This window comes from Catenibacterium sp. AM22-6LB (genome assembly GCF_003435615.1).
GTDB lineage: Bacteria > Bacillota_I > Bacilli_A > Erysipelotrichales > Coprobacillaceae > Catenibacterium > Catenibacterium mitsuoka_A.
In genome coordinates this window covers 1-20263 of sequence record NZ_QTUM01000046.1, presented here as the reverse complement: position 1 = coordinate 20263, position 20263 = coordinate 1, and the positions used below count along the sequence as shown (strand labels likewise).

Genomic DNA, 20263 nt, shown 5'->3' with positions numbered 1-20263 from the left:
ATAGTGCACGTACGGTTTGATAAGGGACTAGCCTAGTGATAGGTTAGTCTACTTTCTTACGTTCACTATTAAGTGAAAATCAATACATGATTCGGTCGAAAAGTGCGTAAATAGCCTATTTTTCTGGTTTTTGATTGAAATAATTTGGCTGAAAAAGTTTTCAATTGAATTTATGATTGATTTTGATGTGTATTGTTGAATTATTCAGCTATATTATTACCCTGTCATTTAACGAGCAAGTTATTAATTTGGACGAAAATCCAACAAAGAGGGTGTTTTGAAATTTACGATTGAAAATAGCGCGGACGAAATAGTTTTCGATTGAATCTTCGATTGTTTTTACGCGTATTTTTGCTTGAATAAGCTCTATGTATGTATCTAATGAGTGTTTTGCGTTATAAAAAACGCTGTTCTATAGTTTATAATTTTGATTTCATTATAAAGTATGAACGAAAATTGAATGGATTAAAATTACGTTTATTTTAATTGCGTTTGTGAGATACTGAATGTATTCTGAGATTGATATTCTTATAATTAAGTGTATTATTCGCTCGGAAATCATACAAAAAGGGTGTTTTTTCTGATTTACGATTGAAATAATTTGGACGAAAAAGTTTTCGATTGAATTTACGCTCATTTTTAATTATACTTAAAGTAGTAGAATAGGAAAGGTGATAGTAATATGCGTGAAACAAGAAATCTAGAGTTTAAAGAAACAATCACAAGTACTTTCTTGAAAACAGTTAGTGCTTTTTCAAACTATGATGGTGGAACAATCTTGTTTGGAGTTGACGATGATGGCAATATTAAAGGGTTGTCAGATATAATCAAGGCGTGTTTAGATATTGAAAACAAAATTAATGATACTATTTCTCCGCAACCAGATTATGTACTTGAACCAAATGAAGTAAACAAGACTATAAAACTTATTGTGAAAAGTGGATTACAGAAACCATACTTATATAAATCAAAAGCATATAAGCGTAATGATTCTGCAACTATAGAAGTAGATACATTAGAGTTTTCAAGGCTTGTATTGGAAGGGAAAAATATTAGTTTTGAAGAACTACCATACAAAGATCAGAATCTTACTTTTCATTTTCTTGAAGAACAATTAGAAAAAACTATTCAAATCAGTTCGTTTAATCTCGATACATTAAAAACTCTTAATCTCTATGACAATAATAATGGATATAATAACGCAGCTGGTTTATTAGCGGATACTAATGATTTTCCTGGAGTTGATATTATAAAATTTGGAGAAAATATCAGTGTTATTCAGAAAAGAATTACATTTGATCATATGTCTATTCTAGAAATCTATAAGAAATCGCTTGAGGTATTTAGAGATTATTATAGATATGAAGTGATAGAAGGATCTGAAAGAAAGAATGTCGAAAAAATACCAGAAGCAGCTTTTAGAGAAGCTATTGCGAATGGACTTATTCATAGGATGTGGGATGTGAATTCTCATATTAGAATATCTATGTTTGATAATCATATCGATATAGTGTCTCCGGGTGGACTACCAACAGGAATTTCTGAAGAAGAGTATTTGAATGGTAAAACATCTGTTTTAAGAAATAGAAATCTTGCGAATGTATTCTATCGATTAGGATTTGTAGAAATATTTGGAACAGGTATTACACGAATCAAACAATTATATGAAAGTAGTTTTGTGAAACCTCGTTTTGAAGTATCAGAAAATACTATAAAGATTGAATTGCCTGTTTTTGAAGATATTTCTGATTTAACAGATGATGAGCATCTTGTTTTAAAAGCGTTAAGTAAAACAGTCCTAAAATCTATTAGTGAAATAGTACCAAGTACACCTTTTGGTAAATCAAAAGTCTCTTCTCTATTAAAAATACTAGAGAAAAAGGGAGTTGTACTGATTCAAGGAAAAGGTAGATCCACAAAATATATAATAAAATAGAAAATCTAACGTAACGTAAAAAAAGCGAGTTTTATTAATTACTCGCTTTTTTCTTCAACCATCTTTAAAATTTCATCTTTAAGTGTCTGCACCATATCTTCCTGTTTAACACGTTTTACAATCTCACCATGCTTAATAAGAAGACCTTCACCAACACCACCGGCAATACCTATATCAGCATGACGTGCTTCTCCTGGACCATTTACTGCACAACCCATAATTGCGACTGTAATATCGAGATGAATATCCTTTAAGAAATCTTCCATCTCTTTAGCGATAGGAATCAAATCATACTGAATACGACCACAAGTAGGACATGATACAAGAGTAGGGACACCCTTTAATAAACCTAATTCCTTTAATAGAATCTTAGCAACCTTAATTTCTTCCACAGGATCATCACTTAAAGATACTCTAATAGTATTTCCAATACCTTCATATAATAATGTACCAATACCTAAAGCAGACTTAATAGTGCCTCCTAAGGCAGTACCTGCTTCAGTGACACCTACATGTAAAGGGTAAGGGAATGTTTTAGATGCTAATTCATACGCTTTAATAGTCAACATTGTATTAGAAGACTTTAATGAAATAACGATATCATGGAAATCTAAATCTTCTAGAATCTTTACATGTTTCATTGCAGATTCAATCATACCTTCAGGTGTAGGTTCTCCATATTTTTCTAGAATCTCTTTTTCTAAAGAACCACCATTAACTCCAATTCTAATAGGGATATGTTTTTCTTTACATGCATCTACAACTGCTTTTACCTTTTCGATAGAACCAATATTACCAGGATTAATACGTACCTTATCAATACCAGATTCTATAGCAATAAGAGCTAGCCTATAATCAAAATGAATATCAGCCACTAAAGGAATATGAATCCCTTTCTTGATCTCTTTAATCGCATAAGCATCCTCTTTATCAAATACAGCTACTCTTACAAGTTCACAACCTGCTTGTTCTAACGCATTAATCTGTTTAATAGTTGCTTCTACATTCTTAGTCTTAGTATTACACATAGACTGAATCACTACATGATTATTACCACCGATAGTTAAATTGCCTACCTGTACACTTCTTGTTTCTTCTCTTAACATATTTCTATACCTCGCACTTTATATTTTAAGAAACTTACACCCTAAATGCAAGGCATAAGAAAACATCCAGCAAAATGCTGGATGTTTATGTTTCATATAGAAAACTCTATCAATTATCCGATTGAGTTAATTTTCTTCTGAAGTCTTGCTTTCTGTCTGCTAGCATAGTTCTTGTGATGGATATGCTTAGTTACAGATGCATCTAACTGTCTTGTGCAATCGCTAAATTCCTTAGCAGCAACTTCTTTGTCACCAGCTTCTACAGCGTTTAATACTTTCTTGATTGAAGTCTTTAAAGCGCTCTTTACTGCGTTGTTTGCTAATCTTTTTTCATTATCGTTTTTATAACGTTTAATCTGCTGTTTCATGTTTGCCATAATAATCTCACCTCGTTCTATAGTTTGCTGAACTATAATACCAAAAATGCTAGATGATTGCAATAGTTTTTTTGGTTTTTCCTGTGTGGTAGCACTTATTAAATGAGTATGTTATAATAAAAAAGACAATACAGGAGGAATTTTATGAGTAAAAAAATAGTTTTTATGGGAACTGCATCTTTTTCATTAAAAGTACTGCAGATGTTACTAGAAAATAAATATGATGTTGTGGGTGTTGTCACTCAGCCAGATCGTTATGTAGGAAGAAAGAAAGTACTCACTATGAGTGATGTGAAACAGGAAGCATTAAAACATGATATTCCTGTATTACAGCCAGAACGTATTAGAAATGACTATCAGGCAGTCTTAGATCTAAAGCCTGATTTAATTATTACTGCAGCTTATGGACAGATTGTCCCAACTGCTGTATTAGAAGCACCACGTCTAGGATGTGTGAATGTGCATGCGTCTTTATTACCACTTTATCGTGGTGGTGCACCAGTGCATCGTGCTATTATTGATGGTCGCAAAGAAACAGGTGTGACTATTATGTATATGGCAGAAAAGATGGATGCAGGTGATATTATCTCTCAAAAATCCACACCAATTACAGATGATGATAACTTAGAAATTGTATATGATCGTTTAACTGATATTGGTGCTGAATTATTAAAGGATACATTACCATCTATCTTTGATGAAACAAATGATAGAATTCCACAGAATCCTGATGAAGTTGTTTATGCACCTATTATTAAGAGAGAAGATGAAAGACTTGACTGGAATAAGACTGCAAGAGAAATCTTTAATCATGTAAGAGGCTTATATCCTCATCCAGGTACATTTACAACTTATAATGGACAGGTTGTAAAAATCTATAAGGGTGAAATTCATAACTGCCCTAATGCTAAGGAACATCATAAAGATGAAAAGAACGGTACTATCGTTAAAATCTTTAAAGATGCAATCGGTGTTAAGGTAGAAGATGGTGTATTTATTATTACAGAGATACAGCTTTCTGGTAAGAAACGTATGTCTGTAAGGGATTATTTAAATGGTAAGAATATATTCGAGGTAGGAACTCAGTTTGAGTAGGTGACATTTATGAGAATGGTAGATCTTATTGAAAAGAAAAAAGATAATGTAGTATTAACTGATGAAGAAATTCATGAATTAATCCAGGGATATACGAAAGGTGATATTCCTGATTATCAGATGAGTGCTTTCTTGATGGCTGTTGTCTTTAATGGATTAACAGATCACGAAACAGCCCAGCTGACTTTAGAAATGATGCATAGTGGTGATGTGATTGATTTAAGTGGTATTCATGGTATTAAAGTAGATAAGCATTCTACTGGTGGTGTTGGTGATAAGACATCTTTAGTATTAGGTCCAATGGTAGCTGCATGTGGTGTACCAGTCGCTAAGATGAGTGGTAGAGGACTTGGACATACAGGTGGGACTCTAGATAAGATGGAGTCTATTCCAGGACTTAATATTTATGTCAATGAAGAAGATTTTATTAAACAGGTGAATGACATTCATTTAGCTATTATTGGTCAGACAGCATCTCTTGATCCTGCAGATAAGAAGATGTATGCATTAAGAGATGTCACTGGAACTGTTCAATCTATTCCTTTGATTGCTTCTTCTATTATGAGTAAGAAGTTAGCTGCAGGCAGTGATGCAATTTTACTTGACGTCAAATATGGTGATGGTGCTTTTATGAAGAACTTAGAGGATGCAAAGAAGCTTGCTCGTACAATGATTACAATTGGTCAGCATCTTCATAAGGATACAAGAGCCACTATTTCTAATATGTCTCAGCCTTTGGGCTATGCAATTGGTAATTCATTAGAAGTGAAAGAAGCGATTGCAACACTTAATGGCAATGGTCCTGAAGATTTATTAGAATTATGTTTAACTGCAGGAAGCACAATGCTGATGATGGCTAAAAAGGCAGAAACAGTGACTGAAGCTAGAAAAATGCTAGAAGAAGCCATCTCTTCTAAGAAAGCATTACATGCTTTAGAAGCAATGGTAAAAGCACAGGGTGGAGACAGCGATTATATTCTTTATCCTGAAAAGTTTACAATGGCTGAACATATATTTGATGTTTATGCACCTAAAACAGGATATATTGAAGATCTAGAGGCATTAACTCTTGGACTAGTATCAATGCGTCTAGGTGGTGGTAGAGAAACAGTTACAGATGAAATTGATCATAGCGTTGGTTTGATTCTACATAAGAAGATTGGTGATTATGTAGAACAGGGAGAACCATTAGTGACTGTTCATGATAATGGTAAATGGACACAGGAAAGAAAAGAAGAATTATTAAGTGCATTCCATTTTAGTAAAGAAAAGGTAGAAAAACCTATATTGATTGATGAGATTATGGAGTAGTATATGAGTAAATTTTTATTTTTTGATATTGATGGTACATTAGTAGGAAAATCAAGACATATAACAGAAAAAACAAAAGAAGCGATTCAAGCAGCAAAGAATGCAGGCAATAAAGTATTCTTATGTACAGGTAGAGCACCTACTTCTATTGTAGGTGATGTTAAAGCATTACCTATTGATGGTATTGTGGCAAGTGCAGGAGGATTTGTTCAGGTAGATGGAAAGTATATCTTTAAGAACTACATGGATCAATATACTCTTTCAGAAATGATGACACTCTTTGTGAATCATGGTATCTTATTCTGTCTAGAAACTGAACATGCGATTTATCAGACACCAGGTGTGAATGAATTCTTTGACAAGAGACACAATAAGGAATTTGGAGATAATGTAGAATTACAGCGATTCTTTGAATTAAAACGTCAGGAAGAAAACCGTATTCCTGTCTCTCAATTTGATTTAGAAAAGACAGGTGTCACTAAGATTGGTTTTATTGCTCCTGATCCGATTGCTTTTTATGATTGTGTAAAGTATATTGCACCAATGTTTAATATTGTGACATTCTCTAAATATGAAGATGATTTCATTAATGGTGAAATCATCTTAAAGAACTGTACAAAAGCAGATGGTGTGAAACGTGCTGTAGATTATTATCATGGAGATATGAAGGATACAATCGGTTTTGGAGATTCTATGAATGATTTCCAGATGATTGATACATGTGAAATTGGTGTCGTTGCGGAAAATGCCCCAGATAAATTAAAAGCTATTGGAACATGTTTCTTCAAGGACCCAGATGCTGATGGTTTAGCAGATGCAATTTATGAATTAAAATTAGATCAGTAGGAGATGATTGTATGAAGTATGAAATTAAAGGAAAACCACTTCCTGTCGCAATCCTTCATCTAGATCAAGGTGAATCTATTTTGACAGATAGTGGCGCAATGGTATGGATGAAACCAGCTCTAACTATGGATACTGTATCAGGTGGTATGAAATCTCTATTTGGCCGTGCTTTTTCAGGAGAAACACTTTTCTTGAATAAGTATACAGCAACCGAGCCGAGCATGATTGCCTTAGGATCTTCTTTTCCTGGTGACATACTTGTGTATGATGTGAGCCAGGGAGATATTATTGTTCAGAAGTCTTCTTATCTTGCAAGTGAAGAAACAGTAAAAAGAGAAATCTCTTTTTCTAAAAAAGGTACAATAGGATTTTTTGGTGGAGAAGGGTTCATCATGAATAGATATTTTGGCTCAGGTTTACTATTTATTGAGATAGATGGTACAGCTATAGAATATGACTTAAATCCTGGCGAAGAGATGGTTGTGAATACAGGTAATCTTGTGGCAATGAGTTCATCTTGTCATATTGATATTGTTTCTGTAAAAGGTATAAAGAATAAGTTCCTAGGAGGAGAAGGATTCTTTAACACGGTAGTCAAGGGACCAGGTCATGTAATTGTACAGACAATGCCTATTTCTACACTCGCTGAAAGCTTATCGGGTTTTATGCCTCAAAATGACTAAAAAAGGCTGTAACGGGTAAATAACTCATTATATTTTCATAAACAGAAAAAGGCGGACCGAAGTCCGCCTTTTATGGTACATTAATTCTACCATGAAAACATACCAACAAGATTATACGACATATCAGACATATGCGCTACTAGATTTTAATATTTCTTTTGAATTCTTTTGAAAAAGATATACCTGTCGCTTCTGCAGTTCCTTTAGATATAAAGAATAAGATCATCTCTCTTTATATTAATGATTTCTCTGACGCAAACTTCATTCATTTCTGTGAGATTGTGTAAAGTGACTTTGATGTAAAGATAAGTGATACAACACTCAACAGCTGGATGAGAGCTGAGAATGTGCTTTCTCCAAAAGCCAGAAAAAACCAAAGAAAGCCTTGAAGAAAAAACTTAAAGGTAGAATGAAAGACACTACATCTGAAAAGGTGAAGAATGAGATAAAGGAATCAATCAATGTACTCGATGAACAGGATGCACATCCAAGACGTCCTAGATCAAAATATGCAGGTGAAATGATGCAGACGGAAAGGTTGTAGGAGCCTATTTTGACCGTCAGGAAACACTTAAGGGGTATTACGAAGTGCTTTATCAGATTCTTATTAATCACGGCATACCTGCTATGTTCTATACGGACAGACGCACTGTATTCGAATATAAAAGAAAAGACAGACCTTCAGATGCTGAGGATACATTTACTCAGTTCTCTTATGCCTGTCATAAACTGGGAATTGAAATAAAAACTACGAGCGTACCACAAGCAAAAGGAAGAGTCGAAAGACTCAACCAGACGCTCCAGTCACGATTACCAGTCGAACTAAGGCACGCTCATATCACCAATATAGAGGACGCAAATGTATTTTTAAACTCCTACATAAAAAAATACAATAATCAGTTCGCTCTACGCCTTAATAGTACCAAATCGGTATATGAGAAGCAACCATCTATGGAGAAAATCAATCGTACTCTTGCAATACTTTCAACTAGAACCATTGATAGTGGCCACTGCATTAGATTCGACAATAAATACTATTTTCCAGTAACTGAAAATGGTGACGGAAGATATTTCGCAGTAAAAGACTGACTGCATGGTCATAGAGACATTTGATGGACAGCTTCTGGCTAATATCGCTGATAAGCTTTATCTGATAAAAGAAGTAGCTGAACACGTATTAGTATCAAAGGAATTTGATGCTCCTAAGGAGGAACCTAAGAAAGAAAAGAAAAATATATTCCTCCAATGGATCATCCATGGAGAAAAGCCAGCTTTGCGAGTTATGTCGCAAAACAAAAGCACCGTTGTGGTGCTAATGTTTGATTATTTTTGAGACATTATCAATTTCGGTTGATAGTTATTAAACAGATTTAAAAAATAAGGATGAAAAGAGGGACGATATGAAAAAATATTTAATTTATTTATTAGGAATGAATATATTAGTTTTAGGGATTACGTGTAATACATTATCTAATTTAGGAGTAGGGGCTTTTAGTACACTTCCTTATGCAGTAAGTTTTTTAACATTTCTAACATTTGGGCAAGCAAATATTGTTTTTTATTTAATCTTCGTTTGTATTCAAATGATTCTTGAAAGAAAAATTAGTATGAAATTTATTTTAGAAATTCCGTTTTCTTTTATATTTGGTTTTTTAGTTGATTTATATCAATACATAATACCTACAATAAATTTGAATCTTTATACACAAATACTTGTGTTGTTAATAGGAAATACGTGTTGTGCGATTGGAGTTTATTTAATGATTAAAGGAGATTTAATTATGACACCTGTAGATGGCATGGTATTAAGTATTTCAGAAGTTTTCCATAAACCTTATTCTCTCTGTAAGAATATATTTGATATCAGTATGCTTCTAGCAACAATAACTATCTGTCTTGTTTGCCATAGTCCTATTTATGGTATTGGGATAGGAACTGTTTTTTCAGCTTTTTATATAGGACGTGTAATAAGTGTTTTAGAAAATTTTCAATTTAAGACATATAAAAATGCTATTAAAAAATAATGACTCAATTGATTGAATTTTAAGTCGGAGGAAAAATGCAAAAAATATATTATGAAATAACAAAAACAATGAATAATTTACCTATAAGTATTTATCCTCATAAAAAAAGCCAATGTCAAATTTGTACAGCACATTGGCATAGGTCTTTAGAATTATCAATAGTGTTTGAAGGAAAAGTTATATTTTTTAATGATGGGATGAAAAGAATTCGTTATAAGAATGAAGTGAATATATCAAATTGTGGAGAAATTCATTATTCTATACCTCAATATAAAGAATTTGATGAAAAAATTGTAGGATATACAATGCATATAAATTACGGATTTTTAAAGAAAATGATACCTGATATTAAGAATATATATTTCAATATTGACGAGCCGTTTTTAAATAAGAAAATAACAAAATATATGATGGATATTTATAGCTTTTATATAAGTAATCAATCTACCAGATATATGAACATATTAATGGTGACACTGGAAATGTTAATTTTTTTATACGAAAATTGTAAAAATGAACGTAAAATGATTAAAACAGAAAAGACAAAAGATATATTAGAATATGTTAATAACCACTATAATGAAGAATTGCTTGTATATGAGGTAGCAAAACATTTTGGATATTCTAGAGAGTATTTTTCGAGATTTTTTAAAAAAGAAATAGGTATGCCATTTAAAGATTATTTAACTCAATATAGATTAAATAAATCACTAATTGAGTTAGAATTGAATAATAAAACAATTACTGATATTGCGTTTAATACAGGATTTTCTAACGAAACACAATACATTAATTCTTTTAAAAAAATATTTAAATTGACACCAGGACAATATAGAAAGTCACATATTAATGACGAGAAAGTCACTAAATAAATATAATTTATCCATTATTTTCTATATATTTTAAATATAGAAAGGAAGGGTATAATGACAAAAATTACAACTCATTTATTTAGTATAATGTTGTTGTTCTCTTTTGAAATTATTCCAGTTTAGGCATAAGATGGATAAAACGTTAATTTTTGATTTACATTCTGTAGTTTATGATGATGGAGAAGCTATAGATTCTGTTGTTTTGAAAACATCTAATCTAGAAATTGATGATAGTAAGATAACAAAAGATATGTTTAATGTTCATGCAACAGGAACAACAGTATATTCTAGCCAACTTGAAAAAGAATTTTTTGGTCCTAATTCTCAATCTGGTTTACAACATTGTGGATTATACGATGAAGAAAGAAAAGTTGAAAGTGTAGAAGAAAAAAACGGAAATATTATTTTACACTTAGTGACCGATGAAGAAACAAAAGGGAAAAACACATTAGATTTTACAGCAAATTTTACAACGTTAAAAGGGTGTAGTTCTTTATTGAATATAAAGTATACAATTGCTTTGAATGAGGGATTACCATTAAGAGATGGAAGTGAATTAAGTAATATTCAATTTTTACAAAATGAAAAAATCATAAATGAAGAAATTGATAAATTTAGTGCAGGTGAATCAAATGGGTTAAAATATCAATTCTATACACCTAATAATGCAAATGATGGGAATAAACACCCACTTATAGTATGGTTTCATGGAGGTGGAGAATCTGGATTTAGAGGATTGCACTATAATAATCTTTCTCAATTAAAAGCAAATAGAGGAGCTGTTGCTTTAGCAAGCGATGAAGCACAAAATATTTTTAATGGAGCATATGTATTAGCGCCTCAAACTCCACATGAATGGTCAGAAAATATTGATGATGCAACAAAATTGATTAATAATATTATAAAAAATAATAATATTGATTCAAATAGAATATATTCTTATGGATGTTCAGCAGGAGGGTATATGGCATTAGATATGGTTGTACATAATCCAAATTTATTTGCTGCAGTAGTATCAACATGTCCAGCTATTGATCAACAAAACATAAAGACATATGGAGAAGGTAGAATAATTACAGATGAAGAGATAAAATCAATTAATATACCAACATGGGTTATTCAAGCTAAAGATGATACAACAGTTAAATACGAAGAAAGTGCATTAAGAGTTTATACTTTATTAAAAGATAAAGGTGCTATATTAACTACATATGAAACAGGTGGACATAGTTCTTGGATTCATACAGCTAAAAATGAACCAGAAAATAATGGAGAACATTTATGGCAATGGACAGCTCAACAATCTTTAAATGATGAAATAAAAACACCTGTAGAAAATGCGATAAAAAATGGGTGATTTAAAATAACTAGGGGTTTCCTATATTTTAATTATCACGTAGTATGGGGTGAAACTCACCTCATACTTTTTTACGCTCTAGAAGTCTATTTCAGAAATATCTAAATCCGACGATGAATCCTTATCGTCTGTTTTTATTAGAGAAAACTGAATATCATCAATTCGGTTAGAAATAGACTCTAGATGATTAAGATTATCCTCTAAAACTTCATCTTCCTCAAGTATTATTGGTTCATTACCATCGTCAATAATAAGTTTAAACACCTTACTCATATTATTTACCATCCTTTTTTATACTTGTGTAATAGAAGGTTGTATCTTCGTTTAATGTATATAGGATACGATTGCGAAATCTCTCCCAGTTCATATAGCCGTTTGAAGCATGGTTGAGAAGCTTGATGGATTTGTTTCTGTTTTAAACGATGGCAGTGTTCATCTTTCTGTTTGTCTTGTCATCCACAATTATGAAACTGTTAATGATTTCCTTTTTCCAGTTGGTAAGAGTATTCGCAAAAGTGCTCATCTCTGCAACGATGCTGCTTCTGAAATCAATTATGATCTTCTCGAGCTGTTTCTTTGCAGTGCCATAAGTGCACTGCTCATAGAAATAGGTAACATCATTCCTTAGATAGAATGCTTTTCAACATGATCAAAATTATATAAAGCAAGACAATCAGCATAGTTAGTATCATCAATCATGAAATCACCAACTATTATTTTAAAGAAAAAGGAGCTGTAACGGGTAAATAGCTCATTATAGTTTCAAAAAAAGCAAAATGCGGACCATCCCAATTTTTATTATTCTATTCATAGGTAATCCTCCTTATTTTTTTTGCGGTAATCCCACAATACTACGAATTTTTATTACTACTCAAAGTATAATGGTAAATCCATGATTGAACAATTAAGGAGAGTTATTTTTTTGTTTCCTCCTCGTCATTTCATATTGTCTATTCGTTACACCCCCCTTGAGGGCAAAATTTATTTTGTCCCTTTTTATCTATCCCAATTAGTTTGTTCGTCTTCTTCAGTAATAGGACGTATTACTTTACATGGATTACCTACGGCTACACTGTTGCTAGGAATATCCTTGACAACAACACTGCCTCCACCAATGACAACATTATCACCAATAGTGACTCCAGGCATCACATGAACACCTGCACCTATCCAAACATTGTTTCCTACCGTAATAGGATAAGCGTACTCTAGTCCTTGATTTCTACGTTTTGTGTCAATTGGATGTCCTGCAGTATAAAAACCACAGTTAGGTGCAATAAAGACATTATCTCCAAAAGTTACTGGAGCACAATCAATAATGACAGTGTTATGATTTGCAAAGAAGTTTTTTCCTACCTTGATGTTGTAACCATAATCACACCAGAAAGATGCTAGAATTGATGCGGTATCATCTATTTGTCCAAGCAGTTCATTTAATAGTTTCTTTTGATTCTCTACATCAGAAGGCATCAGTTGATTAAATTTGAAACATAAATCTTTTGCGATTGTTCTTTCTTTAAGTAGATCTTCATCATTGTTGGCATTATACAACATTTCTTTCAACATTTTCTCTTTTTCAGTCATAATCTTTCTCCTTAGCATATCATAATAATATAGTTAATATATCAATTAAACGTTTTTATTAGAAAAAACTGTTTAAATAGAGGGGCTGTGATATAATAGGTAGGAATTAAAACAAGTTTATAAAGAAGGAGCTCACCATGAAAAAATTCATTATTGATCCAATGGACTTATCTGTTGAAGAAATTGATGATTTAATCGCACTCGCTAACGATATCATCAAAGACCGTACACGTTATCAGGACGTATGTGCACATAAGATTCTTGCAACACTATTCTTCGAACCTAGTACACGTACAAGACTATCTTTTGAAAGTGCTATGTTATCACTTGGAGGAAAGGTATTAGGATTCCCAACTGCAAACGTATCTAGTGCTTCTAAGGGAGAAACAGTATCAGATACAATTCATGTAGTTAGCGGCTATTGTGATATTATCGCAATGCGTCATCCAAAGGAAGGTGCTCCAGTTGTGGCTTCATCAACATGCACTGTACCTTTAATTAATGCAGGTGATGGAGGACATAATCATCCTACTCAGACATTAACTGACTTATTAACTATTCAGAGAGAAAAAGGCACTTTAAAGAACCTTACAGTAGGTTTCTGTGGTGACTTGAAGTTTGGACGTACAGTTCATTCATTATTAAAAGCAATGTCACGTTATGAAGGTACTAAGTTTGTATTCATCTCTCCAGATGAATTAAAACTTCCTGAATACTTAAAAGAAGACATTCTTGATCCAATGGGTATTGAATATAAAGAAGTACGTAGCATGGAAGAAGTCATGCCAGAATTAGATATTCTTTATATGACAAGAGTACAGCAGGAACGTTTCTTCAATGAACAGGATTATATCCGTTTAAGAGATACTTATATCTTAGATGAAGAAAAATTACAGGCTGCAAAGAAAGATATGATTATTATGCATCCACTTCCACGTGTCAATGAAATCAAGACTGAAGTCGATGCAGATCCAAGAGCTGCTTATTTCAGACAGGCTCATAATGGACGTTTTATCCGTATGGCATTGATCTTAAGCTTATTAGGATTACAGAATGAGGTGGAAAGATTATGAGAATAGACAGTATTAAAAATGGTATTGTGATTGACCATATTGCAGCTGGTAAGGCTAAAGAAGTATATGATGCTCTTGATCTAGGTAAGTTAGATTGTCAGGTTGCAATCATCATGAATTGCCGCTCTAATAAGATGGGTAAGAAAGATATCGTCAAGATTGATAACGATTTTGATGTTGATTTAGATGTATTAGGTTATATTGATCCTAATATTACTGTTTCTATTATTAAGAATGGTGAAACAGTAGAAAAGAAGAAATTACAGCTTCCTGAAAAAATCATTAATGTGGCTAAATGTAAGAACCCAAGATGTATTACATCTGTAGAAAGAGATTTAGATCAGGTGTTCTATCTAGCAAATAGAGAGAAACGTATCTATAGATGTTATTATTGTGAATCTAAGGCTGAGAAGAAGGACTAATAAGTTCTTCTTTTTTCATAATTTGATATTTAATAGTATGCTATTGACATTGAATTGAAAGTGTACTATCATTCTAATGCGCAGAAGGAGGTAAACTGATGAGAGAAAGTGAAGCAGTAGGCTATATTAAACATATTAATGACTGTTTAAAGAAGCGTGCGAATAATTCTTTAAGAAAAGAAGGATTAACTTTAATGCAGTCCCATGTTTTATTGAAATTACAGGAAGCACCTGATCAGAGAATGACCTTTAAGGAGATTGAGAAAGACTTACATGTAGCTCAATCTACTACTGCGGGACTTCTTAGAAGACTTCAGGAAAAGAATCTGATTGATTGTTGTGATGATCCTAAGGATAAGCGAATTAAAATTGCCTGCTTAACACAAAAAGGTGAAGGCCATTGTGCACAGGCAAAAAAGAATATGGCTGAATCCAATCGTCTCATGATGAAGGGATTAACACAGGAAGAAATTGATACTTTAGCCGATCTTCTTAGTAAAGTCTATTCAAATCTAGAAAATGAATGAAAGGGGAAAAAAGATGAATATAATTCGTGTGCTTAAGAAAAGTATTCGTGAATACAAGAGAGATTCTATTTTGACACCTATTCTTGTTGCATTTGAAGCCTTAGTAGAATGTATTATTCCACTAATGGTTGCTAATCTTGTCAACAAAATGCAGAATGGTTGTGATCTATCTGTTATTTTGAAATATGGTGTGATACTTATTATCATGGCTTGTTTCTCACTTCTATTTGGGGCTCTTGCAGGTATTACTGCAGCCAATGCATCTGCAGGTTTTGGTAAGAACCTACGTAAAGACTTATTTATGGCTGTTCAGAACTTCTCATTTGAAAACATTGACCGTTTCAGTGCTTCATCACTTGTAACACGTATGACAACAGATGTTACTAACGTTCAGATGGCTTATATGATGATTATTCGTACAGTTGTACGTGCTCCACTTATGTTGATATTCTCACTTGTGATGGGATTCATAATGGGAGGACCATTGGCTTTTATTTTCTTATTTACTATTCCTGTACTTGGTATTGGTCTAGGTCTTGTGATTAAGAAGACAATGCCTTTATTTAGAAAAGTATTTAAGAAATATGATAACTTAAATAACTCAGTACAGGAAAATATCAATGGTATTAGAGTCGTAAAATCATTTGTACGTGAAGACTTTGAAATGAAGAAATTTAACGAAGCTGCAGAAGATGTATGTGCTGATTTCACAAAAGCAGAAAAGATTCTTGCCTTAAATAACCCAATGATGCAGTTCTGTCTTTATGTTGTAATGATTTTTGTACTTACTTTTGGTTCTTATTTGGTTGTTAATTTTGGTGGAGCTATTATTCAGGTTGGACAGTTGTCTTCATTACTTACTTATAGTTTCCAGATTCTTATGAGCTTGATGATGTTATCAATGATCTTTGTAATGGTGACTATCTCTATTGAATCATGTGAACGTATTGTTGCTGTATTAGAAGAAAAACGTACTATTTCTAATCCAGAAAATCCTATTTATGAAGTAAATGATGGTTCTATTGATTTTAATAACGTATCATTTAAATATTCTAAGCGTGCTGATCGTTATGCTCTTGAAAATATTAATCTACATATTAAATCAGGACAGACTATTGGTATTCTAGGAGGTACTGGTTCTTCTAAAACATCACTTGTTAACCTTATTTCACGTCTATATGATGTGACTGAAGGTGAAGTTAAAGTCGGTGGTGTAAATGTAAAAGATTATGACTTAGTCACTTTAAGAGATGCAGTCTCTGTTGTATTGCAGAAGAATGTCCTATTCTCAGGTTCTATTAAAGAAAACTTACGCTGGGGTAATAAAGATGCCACAGATGAAGAAATAGAAGAAGCATGTCATCTTGCATGTGCTGATGAATTTATCGAACAGTTCCCTGATAAATATGATACACATATTGAACAGGGTGGTACAAATGTTTCTGGTGGTCAGAAGCAGAGATTATGTATTGCTCGTGCATTACTTAAGAAACCTAAAATCTTAATTCTTGATGACTCTACAAGTGCTGTAGATACTAAAACAGATGCTATTATTAGAGCAGGATTTAAGAAGTTTATTCCTGAAACTACAAAGATCATCATTGCACAAAGAGTTTCAAGTGTACAGGATGCAGATCAGATCATTATCATGAATAATGGTTCTATTGAAGCAGTCGGTACTCATGATGAACTTCTTGCATCAAATCCGATTTATCAGGAAGTATACTATTCACAAAACAAGGGAGGTGAACAGGATGAAAAATAATCGTGGTAATAAGAAGAACACATTTATACGTCTCATTAAAACACTCTTTGAATTCTATCCTGTTCTTCTACCTATTATTATTGCATTAATTCTTTTTAACTCAGTTGTCAGCTCTATTCCATCTGTTTTTATGCAGAATATCATTGCTGTTATTGAAAAATACTGGCGTACTAAGAACTGGGCACAGGCACAGGTCGAAGTATTTTCATTTGTTTCAATTCTTGCAATCCTCTATATTCTTTCATTAATTGCATCATTTACATACAACCGTTTAATGGCCGTAGTTACTCAGGGTTCATTAATGAAATTCAGAGAAAAGATGTTTGCAAGAATGGAAAGTCTTCCAATCCGTTATTTTGATACAAATGCACATGGTGATATCATGTCTATTTATACAAATGATACTGATACATTAAGACAGCTTATTTCTCAGTCATTACCTGCATTGATGCAGACTTCTATTGTACTTCTAACAGTATTTTGCATCATGATCTACTATAGTTTTTGGTTGACTGGGGTTGTATTAATTGGCTGTGTTATTATGTTCTTTATTACTAAGAATTTTGGTTCTAAGAGTTCAAGATTCTTTATTAAACAGCAGCAGACACTTGGTGCAACTGAAGGTTATATTGAAGAAATGATGAATGGACAGAAGGTTATTAAAGTATTCAATCATGAAGAAGATGCAATCGCAGGGTTTGATAAAGTAAACAATGCCTGGTTTGAAGCATCTAGAAAAGCCAATACATTTGCGAATATCTTGATGCCTGTTCTTCATAACATGGGTAATATTCTTTATGTATTAATTGCCTTAACAGGAGGTGTTCTTCTTTATCTAAAGACACCAAATGTATCTTTATCTGGTATGGCACTTAATATTTCTATCGTTGTTCCATTCTTAAATATGACTAAGCAGTTCACTGGCCAGATTGGTCAGATTTCTCAGCAGATCAACTCTGTTGTTATGGGTCTTGCAGGGGCAAGCCGTATCTTTGGATTATTGGATGAAGAACCTGAATTTGATGAAGGCTATGTTACTTTAGTGAATGCTAAAGAAGAAAATGGTGAATTAGTAGAAACGACTGAACGTACTGAAATGTGGGCATGGAAACATCCACATGAAGATGGTACTGTGACTTATACAAGACTTGAAGGCGATGTAGAAATGCATGATGTAGATTTCGCCTATAATCCTAATAAGATGATTCTTCATAACATCACATTATATGCAAAGCCTGGTCAGAAAGTAGCCTTTGTAGGGGCCACTGGTGCTGGTAAGACAACTATTACCAACTTAATTAATAGATTCTATGATATTGAAGATGGTAAGATCAGATATGATGGTATCAACATCAATAAGATCAAAAAGCCTGATTTAAGAAGATCACTTGGTATTATCTTACAGGATACAAACCTCTTTACTGGTACAGTTATGGATAATATCCGTTATGGTTATCTAGAAGCGACTGATGAACAATGTATTGAAGCTGCAAAGCTTGCGGGTGCTGATGATTTCATTACTCGTTTACCAGATGGTTATAACACAATGTTGACTGGTAATGGGGCAAGTTTATCACAAGGTCAGAGACAGCTTATTGCGATTGCAAGAGCTGCTGTGGCAGATCCACCTGTTATGATCATGGATGAAGCAACATCATCTATTGATACACGTACAGAAGCGATTGTACAAAAGGGTATGGATGCTTTAATGAAGGGACGTACTGTATTTGTTATTGCACATAGATTGTCTACTGTACAGAATTCTGATGTAATCATGGTATTAGATCATGGCCATATTATTGAACGTGGTTCTCATGATGACTTAATTAAACAGAAGGGTCAGTATTATCAGTTATATACTGGAGCATTCGAACTAGAATAAAATGAGCATGCCTAGATGGCATGCTTTTTGAGTGTCTGGATAATATTATGAATGATTTGATGGGCATCTTCATGATAGTAAAGATACAAAGAAGAAGTCTTATTTGTAGGAGAAGAAGATAAATACTTACAATAAGGACTCTGATCCATGAACTTCTGTAAGATGACATAACCTTCTTTCATACATGCTTTTAAAAGTAACTGTTCTATTTCTGTATCTATATTCTTATACTCTGTGGATGTATCATAGAGTAATGGAAGAGATTCTAAAGAAGTATCTTTATGATAATACTTCATAAGAGGATAGGTTTTTAATAAAAGAGATGGGCCTTTTAGGGCATTTATTTTCCATCATGATAATAAGATCCAGCTCTCTCTCATTAAACATTTGAATAAGCTCTATTCGTCTATAAGCACGATACTTTAATTCCGTTTTACCTCATGTTTTTTATGGTTTTCTCTCCAAAATACAGTGAAAAGCGGTTGAATTGCACCACCAATTTTGATTTGCCTGATTTCTTGGCACCGTTTTGGCACCGGAGAATACTCAAACCGATTCTCTTCTGTAGATACTAGATGTTTCTCTACCAACTTTATATTGCACCGGTAATTTTTAACTGTTACAATCGAAACATGGGTGCTACGCTAACGGTAGGCGGTTAGTCCTTCTCCAGAGGGACTGTGACCCTCTGATTACATAGAAACCTGTAAAGGAATCCAGTGGAAAGGAGGGTTAAGCCAATGAGTATTATTGACTTCATAGCAGTAGTATGCTTCGGCTTAACCTGCTTTAGTATCGGATATACATTAGGTAAAGATAATCATAAACCACAAAAATAACCGCCCTGGTCTGGTAAACTAAGCGGTTATCTTTGATGATATTCTAAATAGTAAAATGGGCTAACCGTCTATCGTGAACCGCCCCTGTCAAGTAGACAGGTGAAATAATTAAAAACATGTACCTATGCCTGCCACGTAGTGGCAGGCATATTTTTATGCATAATGTGCTGCCTTATATTTCTGTATCGCCTTGTTCTCAGGTATTGGATACTGAACTGGATTCTCATTGCACAATGCTTCACTTCTTACTTCATAAGGTGTTCTCACACCAAATCTTCGTTGATATCTTTCATGACTGTAATATCTTATCCATTCTCTTGTTGCCTCTTCTAATTCCTCTCTTGTTTCATATTTCTTGCCATAATGATATATCTCACATTTAAGTATTCCCCAGAATCCTTCCATTGGTCCATTATCAATGCAGCAGTGAACTCTGGACATGCTCTGTTCCATGCCATTATCATTAAGCATACGTACAAATATTGGACTCGTATACTGGTAGCCACCATCACTATGAAATAACGGATGTGCTCCTGGATTAGCTTCTACAGCTGATCTGAATGT

22 protein-coding genes and 1 pseudogene are annotated in these 20263 nt (G+C 33.2%); 16 read left to right on the top strand and 7 right to left on the bottom strand.

Annotation, left to right across the window (positions count from 1 at the left end):
* Positions 1-682 precede the first annotated feature (682 nt).
* Positions 683-1936 (top strand): RNA-binding domain-containing protein, encoded by a 1254-nt coding sequence (locus DW269_RS09490; protein ID WP_117459535.1) that lies wholly within the window; start codon positions 683-685, stop codon positions 1934-1936.
* Between the two features lie 38 nt (positions 1937-1974).
* Here DW269_RS09490 and ispG read toward each other — a convergent pair whose 3' ends face one another.
* Together ispG and rpsT are read right to left on the bottom strand one after the other, a co-directional pair.
* Positions 1975-3042 carry a flavodoxin-dependent (E)-4-hydroxy-3-methylbut-2-enyl-diphosphate synthase gene (gene ispG / locus DW269_RS09485; RefSeq protein WP_117459534.1) on the bottom strand — a complete coding sequence of 356 codons (1068 nt, stop codon included), beginning with the start codon at positions 3040-3042 and terminating at the stop codon, positions 1975-1977.
* A 113-nt stretch (positions 3043-3155) separates the two neighbouring features.
* Positions 3156-3419 (bottom strand): 30S ribosomal protein S20, encoded by a 264-nt coding sequence (rpsT, locus tag DW269_RS09480; protein ID WP_055234210.1) that lies wholly within the window; start codon positions 3417-3419, stop codon positions 3156-3158.
* A 144-nt stretch (positions 3420-3563) separates the two neighbouring features.
* On the opposite strand from rpsT, the gene fmt reads away from it, so the two are divergent.
* The 10 genes from fmt (at position 3564) to DW269_RS09435 (ending at position 11607) form a co-directional block, all read left to right on the top strand.
* A complete protein-coding gene (fmt, locus tag DW269_RS09475) occupies positions 3564-4514 on the top strand; it encodes a methionyl-tRNA formyltransferase (protein ID WP_117459533.1) in 951 nt (316 codons plus the stop codon).
* 9 nt (positions 4515-4523) lie between these two features.
* Positions 4524-5825 carry a pyrimidine-nucleoside phosphorylase gene (locus tag DW269_RS09470; RefSeq protein ID WP_117459532.1) on the top strand — a complete coding sequence of 434 codons (1302 nt, stop codon included), beginning with the start codon at positions 4524-4526 and terminating at the stop codon, positions 5823-5825.
* A gap of 3 nt (positions 5826-5828) precedes the next feature.
* The gene (locus DW269_RS09465; RefSeq protein ID WP_117459531.1) at positions 5829-6671 is read left to right on the top strand and encodes a Cof-type HAD-IIB family hydrolase; all 843 of its coding nucleotides are present in this window, start codon (positions 5829-5831) and stop codon (positions 6669-6671) included.
* Positions 6672-6682: 11 nt separating this feature from the next.
* A complete protein-coding gene (locus DW269_RS09460) occupies positions 6683-7354 on the top strand; it encodes a TIGR00266 family protein (RefSeq protein ID WP_117459530.1) in 672 nt (223 codons plus the stop codon).
* A gap of 409 nt (positions 7355-7763) precedes the next feature.
* Complete coding sequence (locus DW269_RS13155) at positions 7764-7898, top strand: hypothetical protein (protein WP_255413857.1); 135 nt, start codon at positions 7764-7766, stop codon at positions 7896-7898.
* Between the two features lie 407 nt (positions 7899-8305).
* Positions 8306-8443 (top strand): hypothetical protein, encoded by a 138-nt coding sequence (locus DW269_RS12640; protein WP_158546351.1) that lies wholly within the window; start codon positions 8306-8308, stop codon positions 8441-8443.
* 4 nt (positions 8444-8447) lie between these two features.
* A complete protein-coding gene (locus DW269_RS09450) occupies positions 8448-8687 on the top strand; it encodes a hypothetical protein (protein WP_117459528.1) in 240 nt (79 codons plus the stop codon).
* 67 nt (positions 8688-8754) lie between these two features.
* Positions 8755-9378, top strand: a complete 624-nt coding sequence (locus DW269_RS09445; RefSeq protein WP_117459527.1) for a YitT family protein — start codon at positions 8755-8757, stop codon at positions 9376-9378.
* A 35-nt stretch (positions 9379-9413) separates the two neighbouring features.
* The gene (locus DW269_RS09440) at positions 9414-10250 is read left to right on the top strand and encodes an AraC family transcriptional regulator (protein WP_117459526.1); all 837 of its coding nucleotides are present in this window, start codon (positions 9414-9416) and stop codon (positions 10248-10250) included.
* 130 nt (positions 10251-10380) lie between these two features.
* A complete protein-coding gene (locus DW269_RS09435) occupies positions 10381-11607 on the top strand; it encodes a prolyl oligopeptidase family serine peptidase (RefSeq protein WP_117459525.1) in 1227 nt (408 codons plus the stop codon).
* Between the two features lie 78 nt (positions 11608-11685).
* Here the strand turns inward: DW269_RS09435 and DW269_RS09430 are convergent, their stop codons facing one another.
* From DW269_RS09430 to DW269_RS09420, 3 genes and pseudogenes are all read right to left on the bottom strand, one after another.
* Entirely contained in the window at positions 11686-11880 is a 195-nt protein-coding gene (locus DW269_RS09430) for a hypothetical protein (protein ID WP_117459524.1), read from the bottom strand.
* 142 nt (positions 11881-12022) lie between these two features.
* Positions 12023-12187: pseudogene (locus DW269_RS13220) on the bottom strand (ISL3 family transposase); the annotation flags it as partial.
* A 416-nt stretch (positions 12188-12603) separates the two neighbouring features.
* Positions 12604-13191 (bottom strand): sugar O-acetyltransferase, encoded by a 588-nt coding sequence (locus tag DW269_RS09420; RefSeq protein ID WP_117459522.1) that lies wholly within the window; start codon positions 13189-13191, stop codon positions 12604-12606.
* A 137-nt stretch (positions 13192-13328) separates the two neighbouring features.
* Here DW269_RS09420 and pyrB point away from each other — a divergent pair, with 137 nt between their 5' ends.
* The 5 genes from pyrB to DW269_RS09395 all read left to right on the top strand — a co-directional run bounded on the left by pyrB (position 13329) and on the right by DW269_RS09395 (position 18860).
* A complete protein-coding gene (gene pyrB, locus DW269_RS09415) occupies positions 13329-14264 on the top strand; it encodes an aspartate carbamoyltransferase (RefSeq protein WP_022424651.1) in 936 nt (311 codons plus the stop codon).
* Positions 14261-14686 (top strand): aspartate carbamoyltransferase regulatory subunit, encoded by a 426-nt coding sequence (locus tag DW269_RS09410; protein WP_117459521.1) that lies wholly within the window; start codon positions 14261-14263, stop codon positions 14684-14686. Before pyrB ends, DW269_RS09410 begins: the two co-directional genes overlap by 4 nt.
* A 98-nt stretch (positions 14687-14784) precedes the next feature.
* Complete coding sequence (locus DW269_RS09405) at positions 14785-15213, top strand: MarR family winged helix-turn-helix transcriptional regulator (RefSeq protein WP_117459520.1); 429 nt, start codon at positions 14785-14787, stop codon at positions 15211-15213.
* Between the two features lie 13 nt (positions 15214-15226).
* Positions 15227-16978 (top strand): ABC transporter ATP-binding protein, encoded by a 1752-nt coding sequence (locus DW269_RS09400; RefSeq protein ID WP_370446097.1) that lies wholly within the window; start codon positions 15227-15229, stop codon positions 16976-16978.
* The gene (locus DW269_RS09395) at positions 16968-18860 is read left to right on the top strand and encodes an ABC transporter ATP-binding protein (protein WP_117459519.1); all 1893 of its coding nucleotides are present in this window, start codon (positions 16968-16970) and stop codon (positions 18858-18860) included. Before DW269_RS09400 ends, DW269_RS09395 begins: the two co-directional genes overlap by 11 nt.
* An 11-nt stretch (positions 18861-18871) precedes the next feature.
* Here the strand turns inward: DW269_RS09395 and DW269_RS09390 are convergent, their stop codons facing one another.
* Both DW269_RS09390 and DW269_RS09385 read right to left on the bottom strand, forming a co-directional pair.
* Entirely contained in the window at positions 18872-19156 is a 285-nt protein-coding gene (locus DW269_RS09390) for a hypothetical protein (protein WP_117459518.1), read from the bottom strand.
* A gap of 696 nt (positions 19157-19852) precedes the next feature.
* On the bottom strand, positions 19853-20263 hold a 411-nt coding region (locus tag DW269_RS09385; protein WP_147321692.1), incomplete at its 5' end, for an IS3 family transposase.

Bases quoted from the DNA above. Each gene is read 5' to 3' on its own strand.
- DW269_RS09490 (WP_117459535.1), top strand. From the start codon at position 683: ATGCGTGAAACAAGAAATCTAGAGTTTAAAGAAACAATCACAAGTACT.
- ispG (WP_117459534.1), bottom strand. From the start codon at position 3,042: ATGTTAAGAGAAGAAACAAGAAGTGTACAGGTAGGCAATTTAACTATC.
- rpsT (WP_055234210.1), bottom strand. From the start codon at position 3,419: ATGGCAAACATGAAACAGCAGATTAAACGTTATAAAAACGATAATGAA.
- fmt (WP_117459533.1), top strand. From the start codon at position 3,564: ATGAGTAAAAAAATAGTTTTTATGGGAACTGCATCTTTTTCATTAAAA.
- DW269_RS09470 (WP_117459532.1), top strand. From the start codon at position 4,524: ATGAGAATGGTAGATCTTATTGAAAAGAAAAAAGATAATGTAGTATTA.
- DW269_RS09465 (WP_117459531.1), top strand. From the start codon at position 5,829: ATGAGTAAATTTTTATTTTTTGATATTGATGGTACATTAGTAGGAAAA.
- DW269_RS09460 (WP_117459530.1), top strand. From the start codon at position 6,683: ATGAAGTATGAAATTAAAGGAAAACCACTTCCTGTCGCAATCCTTCAT.
- DW269_RS13155 (WP_255413857.1), top strand. From the start codon at position 7,764: ATGAAAGACACTACATCTGAAAAGGTGAAGAATGAGATAAAGGAATCA.
- DW269_RS12640 (WP_158546351.1), top strand. From the start codon at position 8,306: ATGGAGAAAATCAATCGTACTCTTGCAATACTTTCAACTAGAACCATT.
- DW269_RS09450 (WP_117459528.1), top strand. From the start codon at position 8,448: ATGGTCATAGAGACATTTGATGGACAGCTTCTGGCTAATATCGCTGAT.
- DW269_RS09445 (WP_117459527.1), top strand. From the start codon at position 8,755: ATGAAAAAATATTTAATTTATTTATTAGGAATGAATATATTAGTTTTA.
- DW269_RS09440 (WP_117459526.1), top strand. From the start codon at position 9,414: ATGCAAAAAATATATTATGAAATAACAAAAACAATGAATAATTTACCT.
- DW269_RS09435 (WP_117459525.1), top strand. From the start codon at position 10,381: ATGGATAAAACGTTAATTTTTGATTTACATTCTGTAGTTTATGATGAT.
- DW269_RS09430 (WP_117459524.1), bottom strand. From the start codon at position 11,880: ATGAGTAAGGTGTTTAAACTTATTATTGACGATGGTAATGAACCAATA.
- DW269_RS09420 (WP_117459522.1), bottom strand. From the start codon at position 13,191: ATGACTGAAAAAGAGAAAATGTTGAAAGAAATGTTGTATAATGCCAAC.
- pyrB (WP_022424651.1), top strand. From the start codon at position 13,329: ATGAAAAAATTCATTATTGATCCAATGGACTTATCTGTTGAAGAAATT.
- DW269_RS09410 (WP_117459521.1), top strand. From the start codon at position 14,261: ATGAGAATAGACAGTATTAAAAATGGTATTGTGATTGACCATATTGCA.
- DW269_RS09405 (WP_117459520.1), top strand. From the start codon at position 14,785: ATGAGAGAAAGTGAAGCAGTAGGCTATATTAAACATATTAATGACTGT.
- DW269_RS09400 (WP_370446097.1), top strand. From the start codon at position 15,227: ATGAATATAATTCGTGTGCTTAAGAAAAGTATTCGTGAATACAAGAGA.
- DW269_RS09395 (WP_117459519.1), top strand. From the start codon at position 16,968: ATGAAAAATAATCGTGGTAATAAGAAGAACACATTTATACGTCTCATT.
- DW269_RS09390 (WP_117459518.1), bottom strand. From the start codon at position 19,156: ATGAAGTATTATCATAAAGATACTTCTTTAGAATCTCTTCCATTACTC.